The following is a 17,550-nucleotide window of genomic DNA, read 5'->3' on the forward strand; positions in this document are numbered from 1 at the left end:
ATGCCCGCGCGCGGGAAAGCATGGACATCCAATTTTTCATAGAGCTCTTTTTCGGCGGGCTGACCAGGGGCAGCATCTACGCGCTGATTGCTCTGGGCTATACTCTGGTATACGGCATCATCGAGCTCATCAACTTCGCCCACGGTGAAATCTATATGCTCGGCGCATTTACGGCCCTGCTGGTGGCCGGTGTTCTGGGCGTCTACGGCTTCCCGGCCGCAGGCATCCTGATCATAGCCGCGCTGGCCGCTGTGATCTGGTGCGCGGCCTACGGCTTCACCCTGGAAAAAGTGGCCTACAAGCCCCTGCGCGGCGCGCCGCGCCTTTCCCCGCTGATTTCAGCCATCGGCATGTCCATTTTTCTGCAGAACTACGTGCTGCTGGCTCAGACCTCCGACTTTGTGCCCTTTCCCCGCCTGTTGCCGGAAATGGAATTTCTGGAATACGTCAACTACGTCATGGGCCCCAGCGACTTTCTGATTCTGCTGGTCAGCACCCTGGCCATGGTGGCGCTGTCGCTCTTCATCCGCTTCACGCGCATGGGCAAAGCCATGCGGGCCACGGCCCAGAACCGCAAAATGGCCCTGCTGCTGGGCATCAACGCCGACTGGATCATTTCCCTGACCTTCATCATCGGTTCGGGACTGGCCGCGTTGGGCGGCGTGCTGATCGCCTCGCACATGGGCCAGGTCAACTTCGGCATCGGCTTCCTCGCCGGGCTCAAGGCCTTTACCGCGGCGGTGCTCGGCGGCATCGGCTCCATCCCCGGGGCCATGGTGGGCGGCCTTGTGCTGGGCTTGGCCGAGAGCTTCACCACCGGCTATTTCTCCGGCAACTACGAGGATATTCTGGCCTTCGGCATTCTGATCCTGATTCTGATTTTCCGCCCCGACGGCATTCTGGGCAAAGCCAAGGTACAGAAGGTGTAGCCATGCGGCGCGTATTCAAGGCCGTGCTCACGGCAATCTGGTTCATGGCGCTGACCCTGCCGGTCATGGGCATCAAGCTCAACACGCTGGAGAACAGCGTGACCTGGCGTTTCGACCGTATTCTCTGGTTGGGCGCTGGCGTTTTCGTCCTGGCCGTCATCTGGGACTGGTGTTTCTCGCGCAAGGCCAAGGGGCTGCCCCTGGTGGCTCTGCCCGAAGGCCTCGGCGCGGGCCTGCATCTCCTGGCCGGACGGCCCCGGCTCAAGGCGGGCGGGCTGGTTGTCCTGGCCCTGTTCATGCTGGTCATGCCGCTGGTCAGTTCCTTTTATCAGACCAATATCATGATCTCGGCCCTGCTCTACGTCATGCTGGCCCTGGGCCTGAATATCGTGGTGGGCTTGGCGGGCCAGCTGGTGCTGGGCTATGTGGCCTTTTACGCCGTGGGCGCATATGCCTATGGCCTGCTCTACCAGTTCTTCGGCTGGGGCTTCTGGGCCTGTCTGCCCGTGGGCGGCGTGATGGCCGTGCTTTTCGGCCTGGCCCTGGGCTTTCCCGTGCTGCGCCTGCGCGGCGACTACCTGGCAATCGTCACTCTGGGCTTCGGCGAAATAGTACGCCTGGGCCTCCAGAACTGGACCAGTCTTACCGGCGGGCCGCGCGGCATCAGCGAGATTCCCCGGCCCGGCTTCTTCGGCATGGAGATGGACATCAACACTTCCACCACCTATGTTTATTACTTGGTGCTGGCGGCGGTGGTCATCACCATTATCGTGATCTCGCGACTTAAAAATTCGCGGGTGGGACTGGCCCTGCAGGCCCTGCGCGAGGACGAGATCGCCGGTGAGGCCATGGGCATCGACATCACCCGGGTCAAGCTCTCGGCCTTTGCCCTGGGCTCCTGCTGGGCCGGGTTCGCGGGCGTGATCTTCGCGGCCAAGACCACCTACATCAATCCCTCCAGCTTCACCTTCATGGAGTCGGCCATGATTCTCTCCATGGTGGTGCTGGGCGGCATGGGCTCCATCGCGGGCGTGGCCATCGCGGCCATGATCCTGATTCTGGCCCCGGAATATCTGCGCGCTTTTTCCGAATACCGCATGCTGATTTTCGGCGCGATCATGGTGATCATGATGATTTTCCGGCCCCAGGGCCTGATCAGCGGCGAGCGCCGCCGCTACAGAATCAGCGCCCTGCACGGGGCCCACAACGGAGGCCGGTCATGACGCCGGTTCTGGAAGTTTCGGGTCTTTCCCAGGATTTCGGCGGGCTGCGCGCCTTGAGCGATCTGGACCTGCATGTGGACGCCAATGAGATCGTGGCCCTGATCGGCCCCAACGGCGCGGGCAAGACCACATTTTTCAACTGCGTCACCGGCATCTACACGCCTACCGAAGGCAAGATGTATCTCTATGACGCCGACGCCGAAAAACATCTGCTCAACGGCAAGAAACCGCACAAGATCACGGCCATGGGCATGGCCCGCACGTTCCAGAACATCCGCCTGTTCAGCGACATGACCGTGCTGGAAAACGTCATGGTGGGCCGCCACTGCCGCACCCGCGCGGGCATCTGGGGCGCGCTGTCGCGCAACGGGCGAACCCGCCGCGAAGAGCAGGAAAGCATCGACATCAGCTATGCCCTGCTGGAAAGCCTGCATTTGCAGGATCTCTGGAATGAACGGGCCCGCAACCTGGCTTACGGCGCGCAACGCCGCCTGGAGATCGCCCGCGCCCTGGCGACCGAACCGCGCATGCTGCTCTTGGACGAACCGGCCGCAGGCATGAACCCCCAGGAAACCCACGAACTGGAAATTCTGGTGCGCGGCATCCGCGACGCCCGCAACCTTTCCATTTTGCTCATCGAGCACGACATGAGTATGGTCATGTCTCTTTCAGACCGCATCTACGTCATGGAATACGGTTCCTGCATCGCCTCGGGCAAGCCCGGGGAAGTGCGCGCCAACCCGCGCGTGATCAAGGCCTATTTGGGAGAAAGCGATGCTTGAACTCCGCAATGTGGACACCTATTACGGCAACATTCAGGCCCTGCGCGACGTTTCCCTGCGCGTGAACGACGGCGAGATCGTCACCCTGATCGGCGCCAACGGCGCGGGCAAATCCACGACCCTGATGACCGTCTGCGGCATCAACAGGCCGCGCCAGGGTGAAATTCTCTGGAACGGCATGCCCATCCACGAGCTGCCGCCGCATGAAATCGTCTCCATGGGCATTTCCCAAGTGCCGGAAGGCCGCCTGATCTTCCCGGACCTCAGCGTGCGCGAAAATCTGGATCTCGGCGCGTTTCTGCGCCGGGACAGCCAGGGCGTCAAAGATGACATGGACTACGTGTTCAGCCTCTTCCCCATTCTGGCCGAACGCCGTCGCCAAGCCGGGGGCACCCTGTCCGGCGGCGAGCAGCAGATGCTGGCTATCAGCCGCGCGCTCATGGGCCGGCCCAAGCTGCTCCTGCTGGACGAGCCCTCCCTGGGTCTCGCGCCCATCATCATCCAGCAGATTTTTGCCATCATCCGCAAAGTCAATGCGGACGGCACCACGGTCTTTCTGGTGGAACAGAACGCCAATCAGGCCCTGCGCGTCGCCCACCGCGGCTATGTGATGGAAAACGGCCGCGTCGTCATGGAAGATACGGCCGCCAATCTTCTGCAAAGCGATGAAGTGCGTAGCGCCTATCTCGGCGTATAATCCGCCGGGCGACACTCAGGCCAATGCAAAATCCTCTGATCTGAACTTGCTGTAGAAGCGTCCGGACTCGGCGGTGAAACGCAATACGCAATAATCCGGATCAAGCAGGCCCAGGGGATAATAAAGCGTGTCGCCCTCGCGCCAGATCGCGGATTTGCTCTCCAGATCCTCCAGCACCCCCATCCTGCCACGGAACATCACGCCCCGGAAAAAACGCCGGTCGCAGAAATAGACGCAAGCCTGCGGATTATGGCGGTATTGCCGCACGCGCAGTGACGAGGCATTGGTGGTGAAGTAGAAAACCCGCAGGCCTTCCCGTTGGCGAGGGGCCAGCATGGCCTTTATATTGGGAAAGCCGTCGTCATCCAGGGAGCCGATGAAGGCAGTACTTTGCCTGTCGATAAATTTGCCCAAGGTCTGCTCGGGATTTTTCACGTTCGCCTCCCAGACAGGGTTAAACATCGGACAAGGCGTTACAACTCCGCTCAGCGGTGGAAGGCCGGAAGCAGACCAATTTAAGAATTGGCACTCTCAAGGTTATTGCTCTATCCCTCCAGTACGGCCGGAGCGCCCTGCAGCGGCAGATTGCCGTGGCGGATGAAGTGGTCCACCAGGCCGAAAACCAGCTCGTTGCCGCAGAAGTTTCCCGCCGCGATGGCCGCTTTGAACTCCGGCAGCCGGGCTTCGAAGCGCCGCAGCAATTCCGGCTCCAGGCTGAGCATGTCCGCCCGCATGCCGTAGTTCAGGCGTTCCACATAGAGGGCGTTGAAACGCTGCTCCACCATGGCCTTGAGCGGCAGGGTCAGGATGGGTTTGCCCAGATGCAGCGCCTCGCTCATCAGGGTGTGCCCGCCGCCCTGGATCACGTAGGAGCAGCCCTCCAGCAGCCGCAAAAATCCCTCTTCGCTCTTGCGCATAAAAATTACATTGCCCTCGCGGCCTTCCGCACGGCCATAGCCGTAAACATAACAGATTTTGTCCGTGGCCGCGCGCAGAAAGTCCACCAGCTTCCGGTGAGTGGAATTGCTCTGATAGACCAGCACATGCCCTTCGTCGCGGGGATGGAGAGCCAGCACGCTGTCGCGCAGAATGGGCGGAGCCACGCGTGCCTTATAGCGCGGGAGCACGGGCGGCGCGTAAAAGGAAATGATCAGGTTTTCCGCCGTGGGCCGGAACAGATAACGCGGAGTCAGGCCCTGCACGAAACTGTCCCACCACATATCCGGCGGCAGATTGTGGCGGCAGCAGGTGATGATGTGCTGATGGTCCAGCGTCAGACAGGGCAGGCCCGCCTCTTCGGCGGCGCGCGGCACGAAATACTCCAGGTCGGTCATGCAGACGTCGGGCTTGAACTCGTCCATGAGCCGGAGCACCCGGTCGATATAACGTCGCCGGTGCCAAAGCAGAGGCACGGCACGGGTGACGGTGGCCCCCAGATCCACCTTGTAGTTCTTGAACACCGTGCCCAGATTGGGCAGGCGCCGGACAGGAAATTCCGGCTCCAGGATTTTCGGGGCGTCATCGTCGGCCACAAAGAGAAATTCATGGCCGGAAAGCCGACGGGCAATGGTCAGGCCCCGCATGGCGTGCCCATGCCCGGTGCCGTGAATGCCGTAAAGTACGCGCGCCATGGTGCTCCTTTCTGTCGGATTTCGCGCGCAAGCCTACCAACGCGCCACAATCCAGTCAATGCGCTTCACGCGAGCATGCGCCCTTGACGCCTGCGGGCCTTCTTTCTACCATTTACGCTAACAGGCTTGAACGGCGCGCACAGCATGCGCTCGCAAAGGAGCAATAATGGAGCAGGACTTCCAGAGCCATCCGTCCGACGTCGCGCCGGTCTGCAACGTGACCATTCCGGTATTCAACCGCCCCGGCGCCACGCGGGAGACACTCCTTGCCCTGCGCCGGACCTCGCAGGAAGTGCCCTTTGACATCACAGTGGTGGACAACGGCAGCGATCCGGCCCTGGTCGACACGCTTCTGGAATTCCGGGAGCGCGGCGTCATCGACCATCTTTTCCTCCTGCCCCGCAACATGGGCGTGGCCTGCGCCGCCAATGTGGGCTGGGAACTGGTGCCCGCGCCCATCTATATGAAGCTGGACAATGACACGGCCATGCGCCGGACGCGCTGGCTGCCCGGCTTGCTGGCACTCTGGCGGCACGGCAGGCCGCAATCCAATCTGGGCGGAGCCTTCAATCTGGACATGCTGCGCCGCCATCCCGGCGCGACAGCCACGCCGGAAGGCATGCTGGGCGTGTGCCCCGGCAATCTGCCGGGCCAAGCCGTGCTGATCCCCAAAGCGGTTTCGGACGAACTGGGTTTCTGGAACGAGGAATACGGCCTTTACGGCGGCGAAGACGGCGATTACGGCCTGCGCATGAGCTGCGCGGGCTTTCCGCAGTATTACTACCACGGTCCGGATTATTTCGAAAATCTGCCCGAAGAGGACGCGCAGACTACCTACGCCGCCAGGGGTATCGACAAGCGGCGGCTGCATCGGGAGTTGGTGGTCACGGACAATCTGCTGCCGGGCAAACTCTTTCTGAACAAAATCCTCTATGCCTCGGGTGTGCGCTCGTTGAGACCCATGCGCCGCTATGAAATTCTCGATATTGCCGACGGCTGCCGGGTCAGTGTGGCCGAACGCAGGGAATACCGGGAATTCCGGCGGGATCTGGCTCCGCATCTGGCCGCCGTAAACCGCAGCTTCAAGGAACATCTCATGTCCTTCCGGCCGGGTCCGGCCACGGCGCAGGCCCTCAAAGCCGGTCTGGCGCGGCACGGCCAGGATGGCCGGTCCGGCGGCGCGCCTTGAACACAGGACCGCGACTGTCCCGAGAGGCGGTTCCGCCGCTTGCCCTCGGCGGGCGAATCCGGCATACTAGAGTAGATAAGCTTTGAGAATGTGCATTTTCAAAGTTTTTAAGACGTTCACTTCGGCGCTTAGTTATGCTGTCGTCATCCGTAAGGCGGCATAGCCGTCAACGAGCCGCCAGAGCAATTCCACTTTGAAATTGCTCTAATGAAAAAGGTCATTACGAAAATCCGTCATGAACGCACGTAAAATCCGTGAAAATCTGGGCCGTGCCAAGGCCAGCTGTCAGCGCCGCGACTTCCCGCGCGCCGTGTATCTGACCATCGCCGCCTTCAAGGAACTGGGCGGGCAGACCGCGCCCACGGACCTGCGCGGCGATTTCCGCAACGCCCTGACCGTGCTGACTTCGGATCCCCAGTATAAAAAAGAGTGCGGCCAGCCCCTGAACTACCAGCCGGGCAAAGAACGCGAGCTGCTCATCTTTTTCATCAAACTGTACAAGGAGTTGCGGGGCCAGGAAAACCAGGAGGATTACGAAACCACCCTCCAGCGCAAGCTCAATCTGGACCGCTGCATCAAGGAGGGCAAGCTGCTCCTGAACCAGGGCAAGGGCTCCGAAGCCGACGCCAGCTTTGCCGAGGCCCTCAAATACTATAAAAACGAATTTTCCGTCTTTTCCATGATGGCCAAAGCCATGCTGGAAGCGGGCGAATATGTCCGCGCCTTGGGGCATGTACGCAAAGGCCTCAAGGAACGCCCCGAAGACGCGGAATTGCTCCAACTGGCCGAGGAATGCCTGCGTCTGCGGGCCCAAGCCGGCAGATAGCCCGTCCCGTCATCCCCCTTTCTTCTCCCACCGTTACAGCGAACTATTTTCCGTCATTGAAATATTCCGGAAAAATTCCGGGCAGATGGCCGTCGCGCTTGTCATAATGCTTGAAAAAGTCTAGATTTTTCACCGCTATTACTCCCTGCATACGACCTTTTCATCATCCGCAAGCGAGGCTTTGCGCATGGACGCCATCCGCTACATCCACGCGGCCGATCTGCATCTGGACACGCCCTTTCAGGGCCTTTCGCGCGAGACCGCCCAGGGCGGCCATCTGGCGCGCCTGCTGCATGAAGCCACCTTCACGGCCCTGGAGCGCCTTTTCCGCTTCTGCGAGGCTGAAAAGCCAGATTTTCTGGTGCTGGCCGGCGATATCTACAATCAGGAAAACCACAGCGTCAAAGCCCAGCTCAAGTTGCGCGACGGCTGCGACCGTCTGAACAGACTGGGCATCCGCGTATTTCTGGCCCACGGCAATCACGACCCGCTGGATTCGCGCCTCAACGCCGTGGAATGGCCGGACAACGTCACGGTTTTCGGCCCGGAACCGGAACGGCATGTTCTGGAAAAAGACGGCCGACCGCTGGCCGTTATCCACGGCATCAGCCACGCCCGGGCCAGGGAGGGCCGCAATCTGGCCCGCCTGTTCGAACGCGACGCGCGGTATGACTGCTTCCAGCTGGGCGTGCTGCACTGCACGGTGGAAGGCGAGAGCAAGGCCGACCGCTACGCCCCCTGTTCCCTGGATGATCTCAAGGCCGGGGGCCTGGACGCCTGGGCCTTGGGGCACGTGCACGAGCGCCGCGTACTCTCGGAGACGCCCTTTGTCGCCTATCCCGGCAATGCCCAGGGCCTGCACGTCAATGAGCCGGGTCCGCGCGGCTGCCTGCTGGTCACGGTCGCGCCCAGAGGCGGTGCCTACGCCTGCGCCTCCACATTTCTGCGCCTGGGACCCGTGCAGTGGGAGAAGCTGGACCTGGACCTGGACGGCGTGGACCATCTGGACGAGGTGGAACGCCGCCTGAACCACTGCCTGGAGAAAGCGGCGGAAGCCGCCGATCCCGGCTGCGAGGCCCTTATGGCCCGTGTAACCCTGAGCGGACGCACCAGTCTGGACGCCCTGCTGCGTGACGCGGCCAATCAGGAGGATCTGGCCGAGCGCCTGCGCCATCTGAGTTCGGGCACGCCGGGAGTCTGGCTCAAGGACCTGCGGGTGGAAACCCGTTCCCTTACGGAACGCTCCGAATATCTGCAGCGCGAGGATCTGCTGGGCGAAGCCATGCGTCTGGCCGAACGCATGCGCGAAAGCCGGGAAGCCCTGCAGGAAGTGGCCGGTCCGGCTCTGCATCCGCTGTTCGGGCACAACCGTCTGCGCAAGGTGCTGGCCCAGCCCGACGAGACGCAAATGCAGGCCCTGCTGCAGGAGGCCGAACGCCTCTGCATGGATCTGCTGGAGGTCCGCTGATGTATATTGAATCCTTCCGCATCGACGGCTTCGGCATCTTTTCCGGCGTGCAGGTGGAGAATCTGCCGCCGGGCCTGTCCATTTTTCTGGGCCGCAATGAAGCGGGCAAATCCACCTGCCTGGAATTCCTGCGCTCCATGCTCACGGGCTACCCCGATCCCCGCAGCCGCGAGGCCAAACGCAGCTATGCGCCCCTGCGCGGCGGCCAGGCCGGAGGCAGCCTCGTGCTGCGCGCGGACGAGCGGGAACCCCTGCATCTGACGCGGCGGCCGGGTTCGGGCGGCGGCATGCTGACCCTGAGCGAAGCGGACGGCGGCATGCTGCCGCCGGAACTGTTGCGGCAGCTGCTCTTCGGCGTCAGCCGCGAGGTCTACCGCAATGTCTTCGGCTTCAGCCTGAGCGAGCTGGAGAGCTTTGAAAGCCTGAGCGCCGAGGGCGTGCGCAACGCCCTGTACGGCGCGAGCTTCGGCCCGGGCCTGCGCGCGCCCGGCGACGTGCTGAAAATCCTGGAACGGCAGGCCGAGGACATTTTCAAGAGCGGCGGCAGCAAACCGGCGCTCAACGCGGCCATCCGTCAACTGGAAGAGCTGCGCGGCAAAATCGAGGACGTGGCCGTGGAATGCGCGGGCTTTGACGGCCTGGCCCTGGAGCTCTCGCGTAAAAAAACGGCCTTGGCCGACCTGCGCCGCCATAAAAGCGAATTGGAAGAGGAGCGTCGCCTGCTGGAGCGCCGTCTGGGCGTCTGGCGGCAATGGGACGAATGGCGCATGGCCGGTGTCCGGCTGGAACGCCTGACCCCGGTGAGCGAAAGCTTTCCCGAAGACGGTCCGGCGCGCCTGGCCCGCGCCCAGCAGGCCCGCGAAACCTGCGAACGCCAGTTGGCCGCGCACCGGGAAAAACTGGCCCGCCTGCGCGAACGGCGCGACGCCGTACAGGTGAATCAGGCCCTGCTGGACGCCCTGCCCGAGCTGCGCCGCCTCTCCGAGCGCAAGAGCGGCTACCGCCAGGCCCAGAGCCTGCTGTCCGGCCAGGAGGACAATTGCCGCCGGGCCGAGGCGGATCTGAACCGTGAGCTGACCCGGCTGGGGCCCGGCTGGAGCTGCGAGCGCATCCGCACCACGGACCGCTCTCTCTTTGCCCGCGAAGATCTGGAAAAACAGGCCCGCGAAATGGCGGCGGCGGGTTCGGCCCATCAGGCCGCCGTGGACGCTCTGACCAAGGCCAACCGCGATGTGGAAAGCGCCGAGCGGGATGTGGCCGCGGCCCGGAACGCTCTGACCATGCTCCCCGCGCCCGTGGCCGCCCTGGACGACGAGGCCCGCGACGATCTGCGCCAGACCCTGGCCCGGCTGGAGGAAGACCGCCGCCAGTTGCCGGGCCGTCAGCGCGCTCTGCACAATGCGCGCACCACATTTGCACGAGCCTATGATCCTCTGCGCCTGGCGGCCCCAAGCGGGACATCCGGTAATGGCGACAATGGCGGCAACAGCGTAACTTCCGCTCACAACGGACCGCGCGAGATTCTTGACGGCCTGCTGGCTCGCCAGGAGGAAGCCCTGGCATTGGCCGGCGAGGTGCAGGAACGCCTGCGCGAGGCGGGTGAAGCCGCCCAGGCCGTGCAACAGGCCGGAGAACAGGTGGACGCGTTCAAGAACCGCATGGATGAATTGCGCGAGGCCCAGCGCCATGCCAGCGGCCCCAGCCGTGAGGCTCTGGACGCCCGCGCGGCGGCCCTGCGCTCTCTGCGGGCTCTGTCCGCCAGCATGGCTACAGAGCGCGAACGCCTTCAGGAGCTGGACAACAGGATCAACAGCGAACAGGCCCCCTCGCCGGTCAAAAGTCTGCCGCTGATCGTGGTGGGCGCGGCGCTCATCGCAACGGGTGTGGGCATTCTGCTGGCTTACTGGCGCTGGGGTTTGATCAGCTTCCCGCTCACGGACGCGCTGGCCCTGCCCGTCAGCCTCTGGTCCGGCTATCTGGTACTGGCCTGCGGCGTGGGCTTTCTGGCCGGGGGCCTGCCGCGCAGCGGTCCCGAAGCCAAGCGCCACCAGCGGGAAATGGCGCAATTGCAGAGCCGCCGCGAGACCTGCGCCCTGCACGTGGCCGAACTGGGCGAGCAGGCCCGCCAGCTTTGCGCCGCGGCGGGTGTGGAGAGTATGGATCTCGTCACCCTGGAAGCCACGGAAATGCTTCTGGAGCGCGAACGCGAGCAGTGTTTCAACGAAGAACGTTCCCTCCGGGACATGGAGGCGCTGCAACGCGAGATGGGCCTGGCCAAGACTCAGGTGGGCGTTCTGCAGGGCAAGGCCCACGAAATGGAAGGCGCTGTCCAGCAGACCCGCCGCCGCTGGCATGAGCTCATGCTGGCCCAGCGCGTCAGCAATGTGCCGTCGCCGGAAAGCGCGGCCGCCTTTTTCGCCAGGGCTGAATCCGCCCGTCTGGCTTTTGGCGGCGTGGCCGCCGCCGAAGCTGAACTGCGCGCCTTGGAGGACGATCTCCGCGGTCTGGAAGAGCGCATGCGCGCCGTGCCCGCCGTGGCCGAACGCCTGACGGAAGAGGCGGACTGCGCAGCTCTGGTGGAATGCGTGCGCCAGGTGCTGGAATCCTGCCGAGAGGCCGACGCCGCGCGTGAACAGCGCATCAAGGCGGCCGCCGCCCTCCAGAATCATGAAAACGAGCTGGAACGGGCGCAGAACCGCCAGAACGAGGCCTTGGAACACTTGCGCGCGGCGGAAGAACGCCTGGGAGCGGCCCGCGAAACCTGGAGCCGCTGCCTGCAGGGGCTCGGCCTGGGCGAGGATCTGGACCCGGAGACCGTGCGCGAAGCCCTCAAGTACATGGAAAACTGCCTGGCGGCCGAGTCGGCTCTGGAGCGTGCCCGCACCGAACTGGCACAAGGCCGCGCGGAACTGGCGGCCCTGCGCGAACCACTGGCGGCCCTGCTGGCCTCCCTGTCGCGGGATCCGCTTCAGGATGCGGACGCCGCTCCGGACTGGCTGTCCAGCCTGGACGCTGCCCTGGCCTCGGCCGAAAGCATGGCCCAGGCCCAGGACGAACGCGCCCGCCTCTCCGGCCTGCTGGCCGAGGAGGAGGACGACGTGCGCGCGGGTGAGGCGGCCCTCGGCGAAGCCCGCAACAATGAGCGCAATCTGCTGGCTCTGGCCGGGGCGCGGGACGCCGAGGACTTTTTACGTCTGGCCGCCCTGCGCGACGAGCAGCGGGATCTGGCCCGCCGCCGTCAGGACCTGGAGGACGCCCTGCGTCTGGCCGCCGATACCCTGCCCTTGCCGGAATTTCTGGCCTCCTTCCGGGAAGAGGAACAGGAGAGCCAGGAAAAACGCAGCGCCGCCATTCAGGAAGAACTCAACGGCATCCAGGACGAGGAACAGGAGCTGGCCACCGCCGTGGCCGGTCTGAGCGCCAAGGTTACGGCCCTGGCCCGGACCGACGATCTGGCGGAACTGCGCCAGCAGGAAGCGCTGCTGCTGGAAAGCATGGAGCGTATGGCTCTGGCCTGGAGCCGTCGGGCCCTGGCCCGCGAAATCCTGCTCAACGCCAAGCGCATTTTTGAGCGCGAGCGCCAGCCGGAGGTCATCCGCCAGGCCTCGGACATCTTCGCCCGCATCACGGGCCGCCGCTGGCGGGGCATCAGCGCCTCGCTGGAAAATTCGAGCCTGAGCATTTTGCCCGACCAGGGCGAACCGGTGCCGCCGGAATCCTTGAGCCGCGGCACGCAGGAACAGGCCTATCTGGCCCTGCGCCTGGCCTACATCAAAAACCACGCGGCCCATGCCGCGCCCCTGCCCGTGATCATGGACGAGGTGCTGGTCAACTTCGACCCGGAACGGGCCGAACGCACAGCGCGGGCCTTCGCGGAACTGGCCGACGGCAAGGAAGGCCCGGCTCATCAGCTGCTCTACTTCACCTGCCAGCCGCATATGGTGGATGTGCTGCGCGCCGCCGCGCCGGGCGCGGCCCTGTTTACCGTGGAAAACGGCGGCATCACGGCGGGATAAGCCGCAAGCCCAAGGATACATAAAAAACACGGGCCGGTTGCATACGCGACCGGCTCGCTTTTTATGCCTGCATGCGCTGACGCGCCGCCCTGTAGTGGGCCCTGCGTCGGACATTGCGGCGGTGCAGGATCTGCCGCGCCTGGGTAAGCAGGTAAACGCCGGACAAAATGCCCCCCGCGCCGAAGCATTCCTGCCAGTAAAAATCCTCATCCAGCACGATCACACCCGCCGCCACGCCCACCAGGGGCATGATGTTCAGAAAAACGGCGGCCAGGCTGGCCCCGACCATCTTGACGCCGAGGTTCCAGAAAACCATGGCGCAAACTCCGCCCATCCAGATGATATAGGCCATATAGGCTATTCCCGCCGGGGACAGCGGCGCGTAGTGCAGTTCATCCGTGATCAGGCCGTAGACCAGGGTGGTCAGCGCCCCGAACACGCCGGCCCAGGCCGTTGTGCCCAGTGCCGAAAGATGGTGCATGACCCGGAAGCCGATCAGCATATACGCGGCCCAGCCCAACTGGGCGAAGAAAAAAAGCAGGTCGCCGTAATTGAAGGAAATCCGCAGCAGGATCGCCAGCGAGCCCTTGCTGATGAGCACCAGGACGCCCAAAAGGGAAATGACAATGCCCAGCCACTGGATGGGCAAAAGCCGCTCACGCAGAAAAAGCACGGCCAACAGGGCCGTGACCGCCGGTGTGGTGGAGGCGATCAGGGTGGCATTGCCCACAGTGGAATACTGCAGGCCGGTGAACTGGGCCACATTGTTCACGGCCACGCCGCATACGCCCATGCAAAAGAGCGGAAAGAGCGCCGAGAGAGGGGGCAGCAAAGGCGTTCTGTGTCGCCAGCGCATGATCAGAAAAATGGTGGCGCTGATCAGCACGAAGCGCACCACGGTCAGGCTCACCGGTGTGATTTCCCGCACGGCCAGTTTGATGAAAAGCGGCTGGATGCCCCAAATAGCGGCGGTCAGGGCCAGAAGGCCGTAAAATTTCCCCACTGCTTGTCGCCGTCGGTTCATGCTCTGCTCTCGAGGTAAGAAGGATCGGCGCATTTTGCGTCAAATTCCACGCAAATGCCATCTGTGTTTGCAAGAATTTTTTGAAAATGAATTTCAATTCTATTGACAGAAATCCCGGCCTGTGCAAAAGTCAGCCATCCACACATGCAACGCGGAGAAAAAATATGGATTCTGCCTGCACAGCCGTGCAATCTCTGGATGTCAGCCACAGGTTCAGCCATGACAATCTTCACATCCGCTTTAATTCACGTTTTGATCCACCGCAAGCCAGTGTCTTGATAAATCTTCTGCAACGCTACTATCAATCATGCAAGCGTATTTTCATTGATGTCCGTGAGGTTGAACAGCCGAACCCTGTCGCAGCCGCCGCGCTCAAGGCCGCTTTTCTGCATGCCGATTACGAGCCGCAACAAATTGTTTTCAAGGGCAACAGCGGCTTTGCGCTGGCGATCAGCGGCAACAAGGTGCTGCTTGTACCGGAAAAGAAGCCTGAAGGGCACGTCTGCCGGGGTAACTGCGCGCACTGCCGTTGCGGACACAAGAAGGCGCGTTCCGAGTCCAAGACCGCGTAATATCCGCCCCGGAAAGAATTGGGGCTTTTCCCGGGCGGATTGTGGGAAATAATTATTGTTACATTTTATAAAATCGTGTTATTATTATAAACGCAACAACGCTGCCGGCTCCGGACAGCCAAGGGAAGCGCCGGAAGGCGGGCGGCATAAACCATAAGCCCTGAGGAGTGAGGCATGAGCAAGAAAAAGGAAACACTGGGAAGGTTCAAGAAACAGTGCATGGTGGTCCTGCTGGCCGCCGGCCTGTTCCTGGGCGCAACGGGGAGCGCCAAGGCCATTGATTTCAAGGCCCAAGGCGAATGGCTGGTGGGCTTCGGCGCCGGTGACGACTCGCTGATCAGCAAAATGAATGACAAAGGCGCCAGCAAACAGAAGGCTGACAGCGACGACAAGTTCGCCGCCGCACAGCGCGTCCGTCTGCAGATCGACGCGGTGGCTTCCGAAGCCCTGTCCGGCACAGTTTTCTTTGAGATCGGCGACCAGACCTGGGGCAAGGCTGACGAAGGCGGCGCGCTGGGCGCGGACGGCAACGGTGTTATCAAGCTGAAGAACGCCTACATCGACTGGATGGTGCCCCAGACCGACCTGAAGCTCCGTATGGGCCTCCAGGCCGTGGCCCTGCCCAACGTGGCCGGCGGCTCCGCCGTCATGGACGGCGATGTGGCCGCCGTGGTGGCCAACTACAAGTTCAACGAGAACGTGGGGCTCACCGCCCTCTGGATGCGCCCGGTCAACGATAACTACTCGGGCTGGCTGGATGCCAATGACAATCGCCGGGAAGCAAATTACCTGGACAACATCGACCTCTTCGCCCTGAGCCTGCCGCTGACCTTCGACGGTTTTGAAATCACGCCCTGGGTCATGTACGGCATGATGGGCAAGAACGCTCTGGACGGCCTGGATGCCGACGACAATAGCAACCCCTGGTCCCGGCCCGGCAGAGCCGGGAGTAACCAGTGGGGCACAGCGGACGGCGCTCTGAGTTATACCCTTAACGGACTGTATCCGGGCTTCAATCACAATGGTCTGGGGAGCACCAGCAAGGCCTACGGTTCCATGTTCTGGGCCGGCCTGCCCATCGCCATCACGGCTCTGGATCCCTGGAACTTCGAGCTGGATCTGAATTACGGCTACGTGGAAGCCATGGGCCGCTTTGACGTGGAAAAACGCTTCGGCTCCGGCGACTGGAAGCGCGGCAGCACCGAGCGTCAGGGCTTTCTGGCCAAGGCCCTCGTTGAATACAAGATGGAATGGGGTGTTCCCGGCATCTTCGGCTGGTACGCATCGGGCGACGACGGCGACGTGAAAAACGGTTCCGAACGCATGCCTTCCATTGCGGCCGCGGGCAACTTCACCTCCTTCATGGGCGACGGCAACTTGGCCTGGGCCCCCAATGGGGCATGGTATGACCGCGATCTGAGCTACGCGGGCACCTGGGGCGTGGGTCTGCAGATCCGTGATATGAGCTTTGTGGAAGATCTCAAACACACTTTCCGCGTGGCCTACTGGGGCGGCACCAACAGTCCCTCCATGGTCAAGTACATGGACAGTTCCACGGCCTGGAGCTCCGGCTACGGCACCAACGACGGCCCGTATCTGACCACCAACGACGGCCTACTGGAATTCAACCTGGTCAACTCCTGGCAGATCTACGAAAACCTGGAAGCCAACCTGGAACTGGGCTACATCGTCAACATGATTGACGACGATACCTGGAAGAAAGGCTATATGCCAGATTCCTACGAGAAGCAGGACGCCTGGAAAGCTCAACTCGTCTTTGCCTATACCTTCTAGGGCGCGTTAACACTACTGGGATTTTGTTCGCTGGCTAGGAAAACGACCCTTTTATGAAGGGAGCGTACTCTTACGGTACGTGACCGGAATAAAAGATGAAGTTCGACGACGCCAGCGGGCGAAAGAACGTAGTGTTAACACGCCCTAGAGCAGTTCATGCCTTACATGTTCCGGTAAACGGTTAACGCCCCTCTACGTGTGCGATTCCTTCCCGCGCACAAACATAAGGCCGTCCCACGGGGGGACGGCCTTATGCGTTGGAAGATATCTGCCGAGGTCACTGTTTACAACTGCCGCAAGACAATATCCGAAATGTTTTCGACCTGTTCAGGCGTCAGCTCGGCATACAGCGGCAAACAGAGCACACGACGGGCCAGATCCTCGGCTTGCGGGCAGCGGACGCGGGACACAGGAGGCAGATAGGATAGTTCCGTCAGCGCGGGGTAAAAATAACGCCGGGGATGGATATGTTTTGCCTCCAGCGCGGTTTTGACTCGCAACAACTGAGTTTCGTCTTCGAAAATTATCGGATAGTAAGCGTAATTGTAGGACAAGCCGGAGGCTAGACGGGGTCGCCGCAGACGGCCCCGCGCCGCTGTTGACGTCAACAGCGCATCATAGCGCGTACAGATTTCCTCCCGCAGGCGGATGTTTTCCGCCAACAAGGGCAACAGGCAGAGCCCCATGGCAGCATGCAGTTCCGACATTTTAGCATTGATGCCCAAGGTCAGGTGTTCGTCGCCGATATGGCCGAAGGCGCGCAACAGCTCCACGCGGCGTTGGTCCTCTATGCTGTGAGTCACCAAACAACCGCCTTCCACCGTATGGAAGAGCTTGGTGGCGTGGAAGCTGCATGCCGCGTAATTCCCGAACTCAAGCAGGGTGTGCCCATTGAGCGTCGAACCGAAAGCATGGGCCGCGTCATACATGCAGGTCAGGCCGCGCTCTATGCAGAGCCGCTCCAGCCTATTCACATCACAGGCATTACCGTAGACGTGCACCGGCAGCAGGCCCGCCACGTCGGGATGCACGTCCAAAGCCTCCTCCACCGCCTCCGGCGCCAAACAGAGCGTATCGGGATCAATATCCGCGAAAACGGGCGTGCAGCCCTCCCACAACAGAGCGGAAAGCGTCGCCACATACGTGAACGGCGTGGTGAGCACCTTTTTTCCCGCAAGCCCGGACAGACGCAGAGCCAGTTGCAGGGCGGCCGTCCCATTCACGCTCAGGCTCACATGCGGCAACTTGAGAAAACGGCTCAGGCTCTCTTCCAGGCGATGGACATAGGTCTGATTGTTGGTCAGACGGCGGGTAGCGAAAATATCTTCCACACAACGGAGATACTCCGCCAGGGGCGGCAAAGGGGAGCGTGTGACAAAGATATCTTCGCTTTCAGGAA

14 protein-coding genes are annotated in these 17,550 nt (G+C 62.2%); 10 read left to right on the forward strand and 4 right to left on the reverse strand.

What is annotated here, in order from left to right:
• The first annotated feature begins 20 nt into the window (after window positions 1-20).
• The 4 genes from AXF13_RS08590 to AXF13_RS08605 are packed head-to-tail and all read left to right on the forward strand — an operon-like array spanning window position 21 to window position 3,631.
• Window positions 21-929, forward strand: a complete 909-nt coding sequence (locus AXF13_RS08590; RefSeq protein WP_009302267.1) for a branched-chain amino acid ABC transporter permease — start codon at window positions 21-23, stop codon at window positions 927-929.
• 2 nt (window positions 930-931) lie between these two features.
• Complete coding sequence (gene livM / locus AXF13_RS08595) at window positions 932-2,152, forward strand: high-affinity branched-chain amino acid ABC transporter permease LivM (RefSeq protein WP_008685034.1); 1,221 nt, start codon at window positions 932-934, stop codon at window positions 2,150-2,152.
• Window positions 2,149-2,934 carry an ABC transporter ATP-binding protein gene (locus AXF13_RS08600; protein ID WP_062252608.1) on the forward strand — a complete coding sequence of 262 codons (786 nt, stop codon included), beginning with the start codon at window positions 2,149-2,151 and terminating at the stop codon, window positions 2,932-2,934. Before livM ends, AXF13_RS08600 begins: the two co-directional genes overlap by 4 nt.
• Window positions 2,927-3,631, forward strand: a complete 705-nt coding sequence (locus tag AXF13_RS08605) for an ABC transporter ATP-binding protein (RefSeq protein ID WP_062252609.1) — start codon at window positions 2,927-2,929, stop codon at window positions 3,629-3,631. The genes AXF13_RS08600 and AXF13_RS08605 overlap by 8 nt, the downstream gene beginning before the upstream one ends.
• A 15-nt stretch (window positions 3,632-3,646) precedes the next feature.
• Here AXF13_RS08605 and AXF13_RS08610 read toward each other — a convergent pair whose 3' ends face one another.
• Both AXF13_RS08610 and AXF13_RS08615 read right to left on the reverse strand, forming a co-directional pair.
• Window positions 3,647-4,066: a pyridoxamine 5'-phosphate oxidase family protein gene (locus AXF13_RS08610; RefSeq protein WP_062254787.1), complete on the reverse strand. Its 420-nt coding sequence runs from the start codon at window positions 4,064-4,066 to the stop codon at window positions 3,647-3,649.
• A gap of 110 nt (window positions 4,067-4,176) precedes the next feature.
• On the reverse strand, window positions 4,177-5,262 hold the full coding sequence (locus AXF13_RS08615; protein ID WP_062252611.1) for a glycosyltransferase family protein: 1,086 nt from the start codon (window positions 5,260-5,262) through the stop codon (window positions 4,177-4,179).
• A gap of 166 nt (window positions 5,263-5,428) precedes the next feature.
• Between AXF13_RS08615 and AXF13_RS08620 the strand changes: the two genes are divergently transcribed.
• The 4 genes from AXF13_RS08620 (at window position 5,429) to AXF13_RS08635 (ending at window position 12,761) form a co-directional block, all read left to right on the forward strand.
• Window positions 5,429-6,451: a glycosyltransferase gene (locus tag AXF13_RS08620; protein WP_062252613.1), complete on the forward strand. Its 1,023-nt coding sequence runs from the start codon at window positions 5,429-5,431 to the stop codon at window positions 6,449-6,451.
• A gap of 235 nt (window positions 6,452-6,686) precedes the next feature.
• The gene (locus AXF13_RS08625) at window positions 6,687-7,277 is read left to right on the forward strand and encodes a tetratricopeptide repeat protein (RefSeq protein WP_062252614.1); all 591 of its coding nucleotides are present in this window, start codon (window positions 6,687-6,689) and stop codon (window positions 7,275-7,277) included.
• Between the two features lie 187 nt (window positions 7,278-7,464).
• Window positions 7,465-8,745, forward strand: coding sequence for a metallophosphoesterase family protein (locus AXF13_RS08630; RefSeq protein WP_062252616.1), 1,281 nt, complete (start codon window positions 7,465-7,467; stop codon window positions 8,743-8,745).
• Complete coding sequence (locus AXF13_RS08635) at window positions 8,745-12,761, forward strand: AAA family ATPase (protein WP_062252619.1); 4,017 nt, start codon at window positions 8,745-8,747, stop codon at window positions 12,759-12,761. Before AXF13_RS08630 ends, AXF13_RS08635 begins: the two co-directional genes overlap by 1 nt.
• Window positions 12,762-12,822: 61 nt before the next feature.
• Here AXF13_RS08635 and AXF13_RS08640 read toward each other — a convergent pair whose 3' ends face one another.
• The gene (locus tag AXF13_RS08640) at window positions 12,823-13,764 is read right to left on the reverse strand and encodes a DMT family transporter (RefSeq protein ID WP_223299885.1); all 942 of its coding nucleotides are present in this window, start codon (window positions 13,762-13,764) and stop codon (window positions 12,823-12,825) included.
• 185 nt (window positions 13,765-13,949) lie between these two features.
• On the opposite strand from AXF13_RS08640, the gene AXF13_RS08645 reads away from it, so the two are divergent.
• Complete coding sequence (locus AXF13_RS08645; RefSeq protein WP_062252622.1) at window positions 13,950-14,357, forward strand: hypothetical protein; 408 nt, start codon at window positions 13,950-13,952, stop codon at window positions 14,355-14,357.
• Between the two features lie 174 nt (window positions 14,358-14,531).
• A complete protein-coding gene (locus tag AXF13_RS08650; RefSeq protein WP_062252624.1) occupies window positions 14,532-16,151 on the forward strand; it encodes an outer membrane homotrimeric porin in 1,620 nt (539 codons plus the stop codon).
• 284 nt (window positions 16,152-16,435) lie between these two features.
• On the opposite strand, the gene AXF13_RS08655 is transcribed toward AXF13_RS08650, so the two are convergent.
• On the reverse strand, window positions 16,436-17,482 hold the full coding sequence (locus AXF13_RS08655) for a DegT/DnrJ/EryC1/StrS family aminotransferase (RefSeq protein WP_083522170.1): 1,047 nt from the start codon (window positions 17,480-17,482) through the stop codon (window positions 16,436-16,438).
• Between the last annotated feature and the right edge of the window lie 68 nt (window positions 17,483-17,550).

This window comes from Desulfovibrio fairfieldensis (assembly GCF_001553605.1).
GTDB classification, from domain to species: Bacteria; Desulfobacterota; Desulfovibrionia; order Desulfovibrionales; family Desulfovibrionaceae; genus Desulfovibrio; species Desulfovibrio fairfieldensis.

Bases quoted from the DNA above. Each gene is read 5' to 3' on its own strand.
- AXF13_RS08625 (WP_062252614.1), top strand. From the start codon at position 6,687: ATGAACGCACGTAAAATCCGTGAAAATCTGGGCCGTGCCAAGGCCAGC.
- AXF13_RS08650 (WP_062252624.1), top strand. From the start codon at position 14,532: ATGAGCAAGAAAAAGGAAACACTGGGAAGGTTCAAGAAACAGTGCATG.
- AXF13_RS08620 (WP_062252613.1), top strand. From the start codon at position 5,429: ATGGAGCAGGACTTCCAGAGCCATCCGTCCGACGTCGCGCCGGTCTGC.
- AXF13_RS08600 (WP_062252608.1), top strand. From the start codon at position 2,149: ATGACGCCGGTTCTGGAAGTTTCGGGTCTTTCCCAGGATTTCGGCGGG.
- livM (WP_008685034.1), top strand. From the start codon at position 932: ATGCGGCGCGTATTCAAGGCCGTGCTCACGGCAATCTGGTTCATGGCG.
- AXF13_RS08630 (WP_062252616.1), top strand. From the start codon at position 7,465: ATGGACGCCATCCGCTACATCCACGCGGCCGATCTGCATCTGGACACG.
- AXF13_RS08605 (WP_062252609.1), top strand. From the start codon at position 2,927: ATGCTTGAACTCCGCAATGTGGACACCTATTACGGCAACATTCAGGCC.
- AXF13_RS08615 (WP_062252611.1), bottom strand. From the start codon at position 5,262: ATGGCGCGCGTACTTTACGGCATTCACGGCACCGGGCATGGGCACGCC.
- AXF13_RS08590 (WP_009302267.1), top strand. From the start codon at position 21: ATGGACATCCAATTTTTCATAGAGCTCTTTTTCGGCGGGCTGACCAGG.
- AXF13_RS08635 (WP_062252619.1), top strand. From the start codon at position 8,745: ATGTATATTGAATCCTTCCGCATCGACGGCTTCGGCATCTTTTCCGGC.
- AXF13_RS08645 (WP_062252622.1), top strand. From the start codon at position 13,950: ATGGATTCTGCCTGCACAGCCGTGCAATCTCTGGATGTCAGCCACAGG.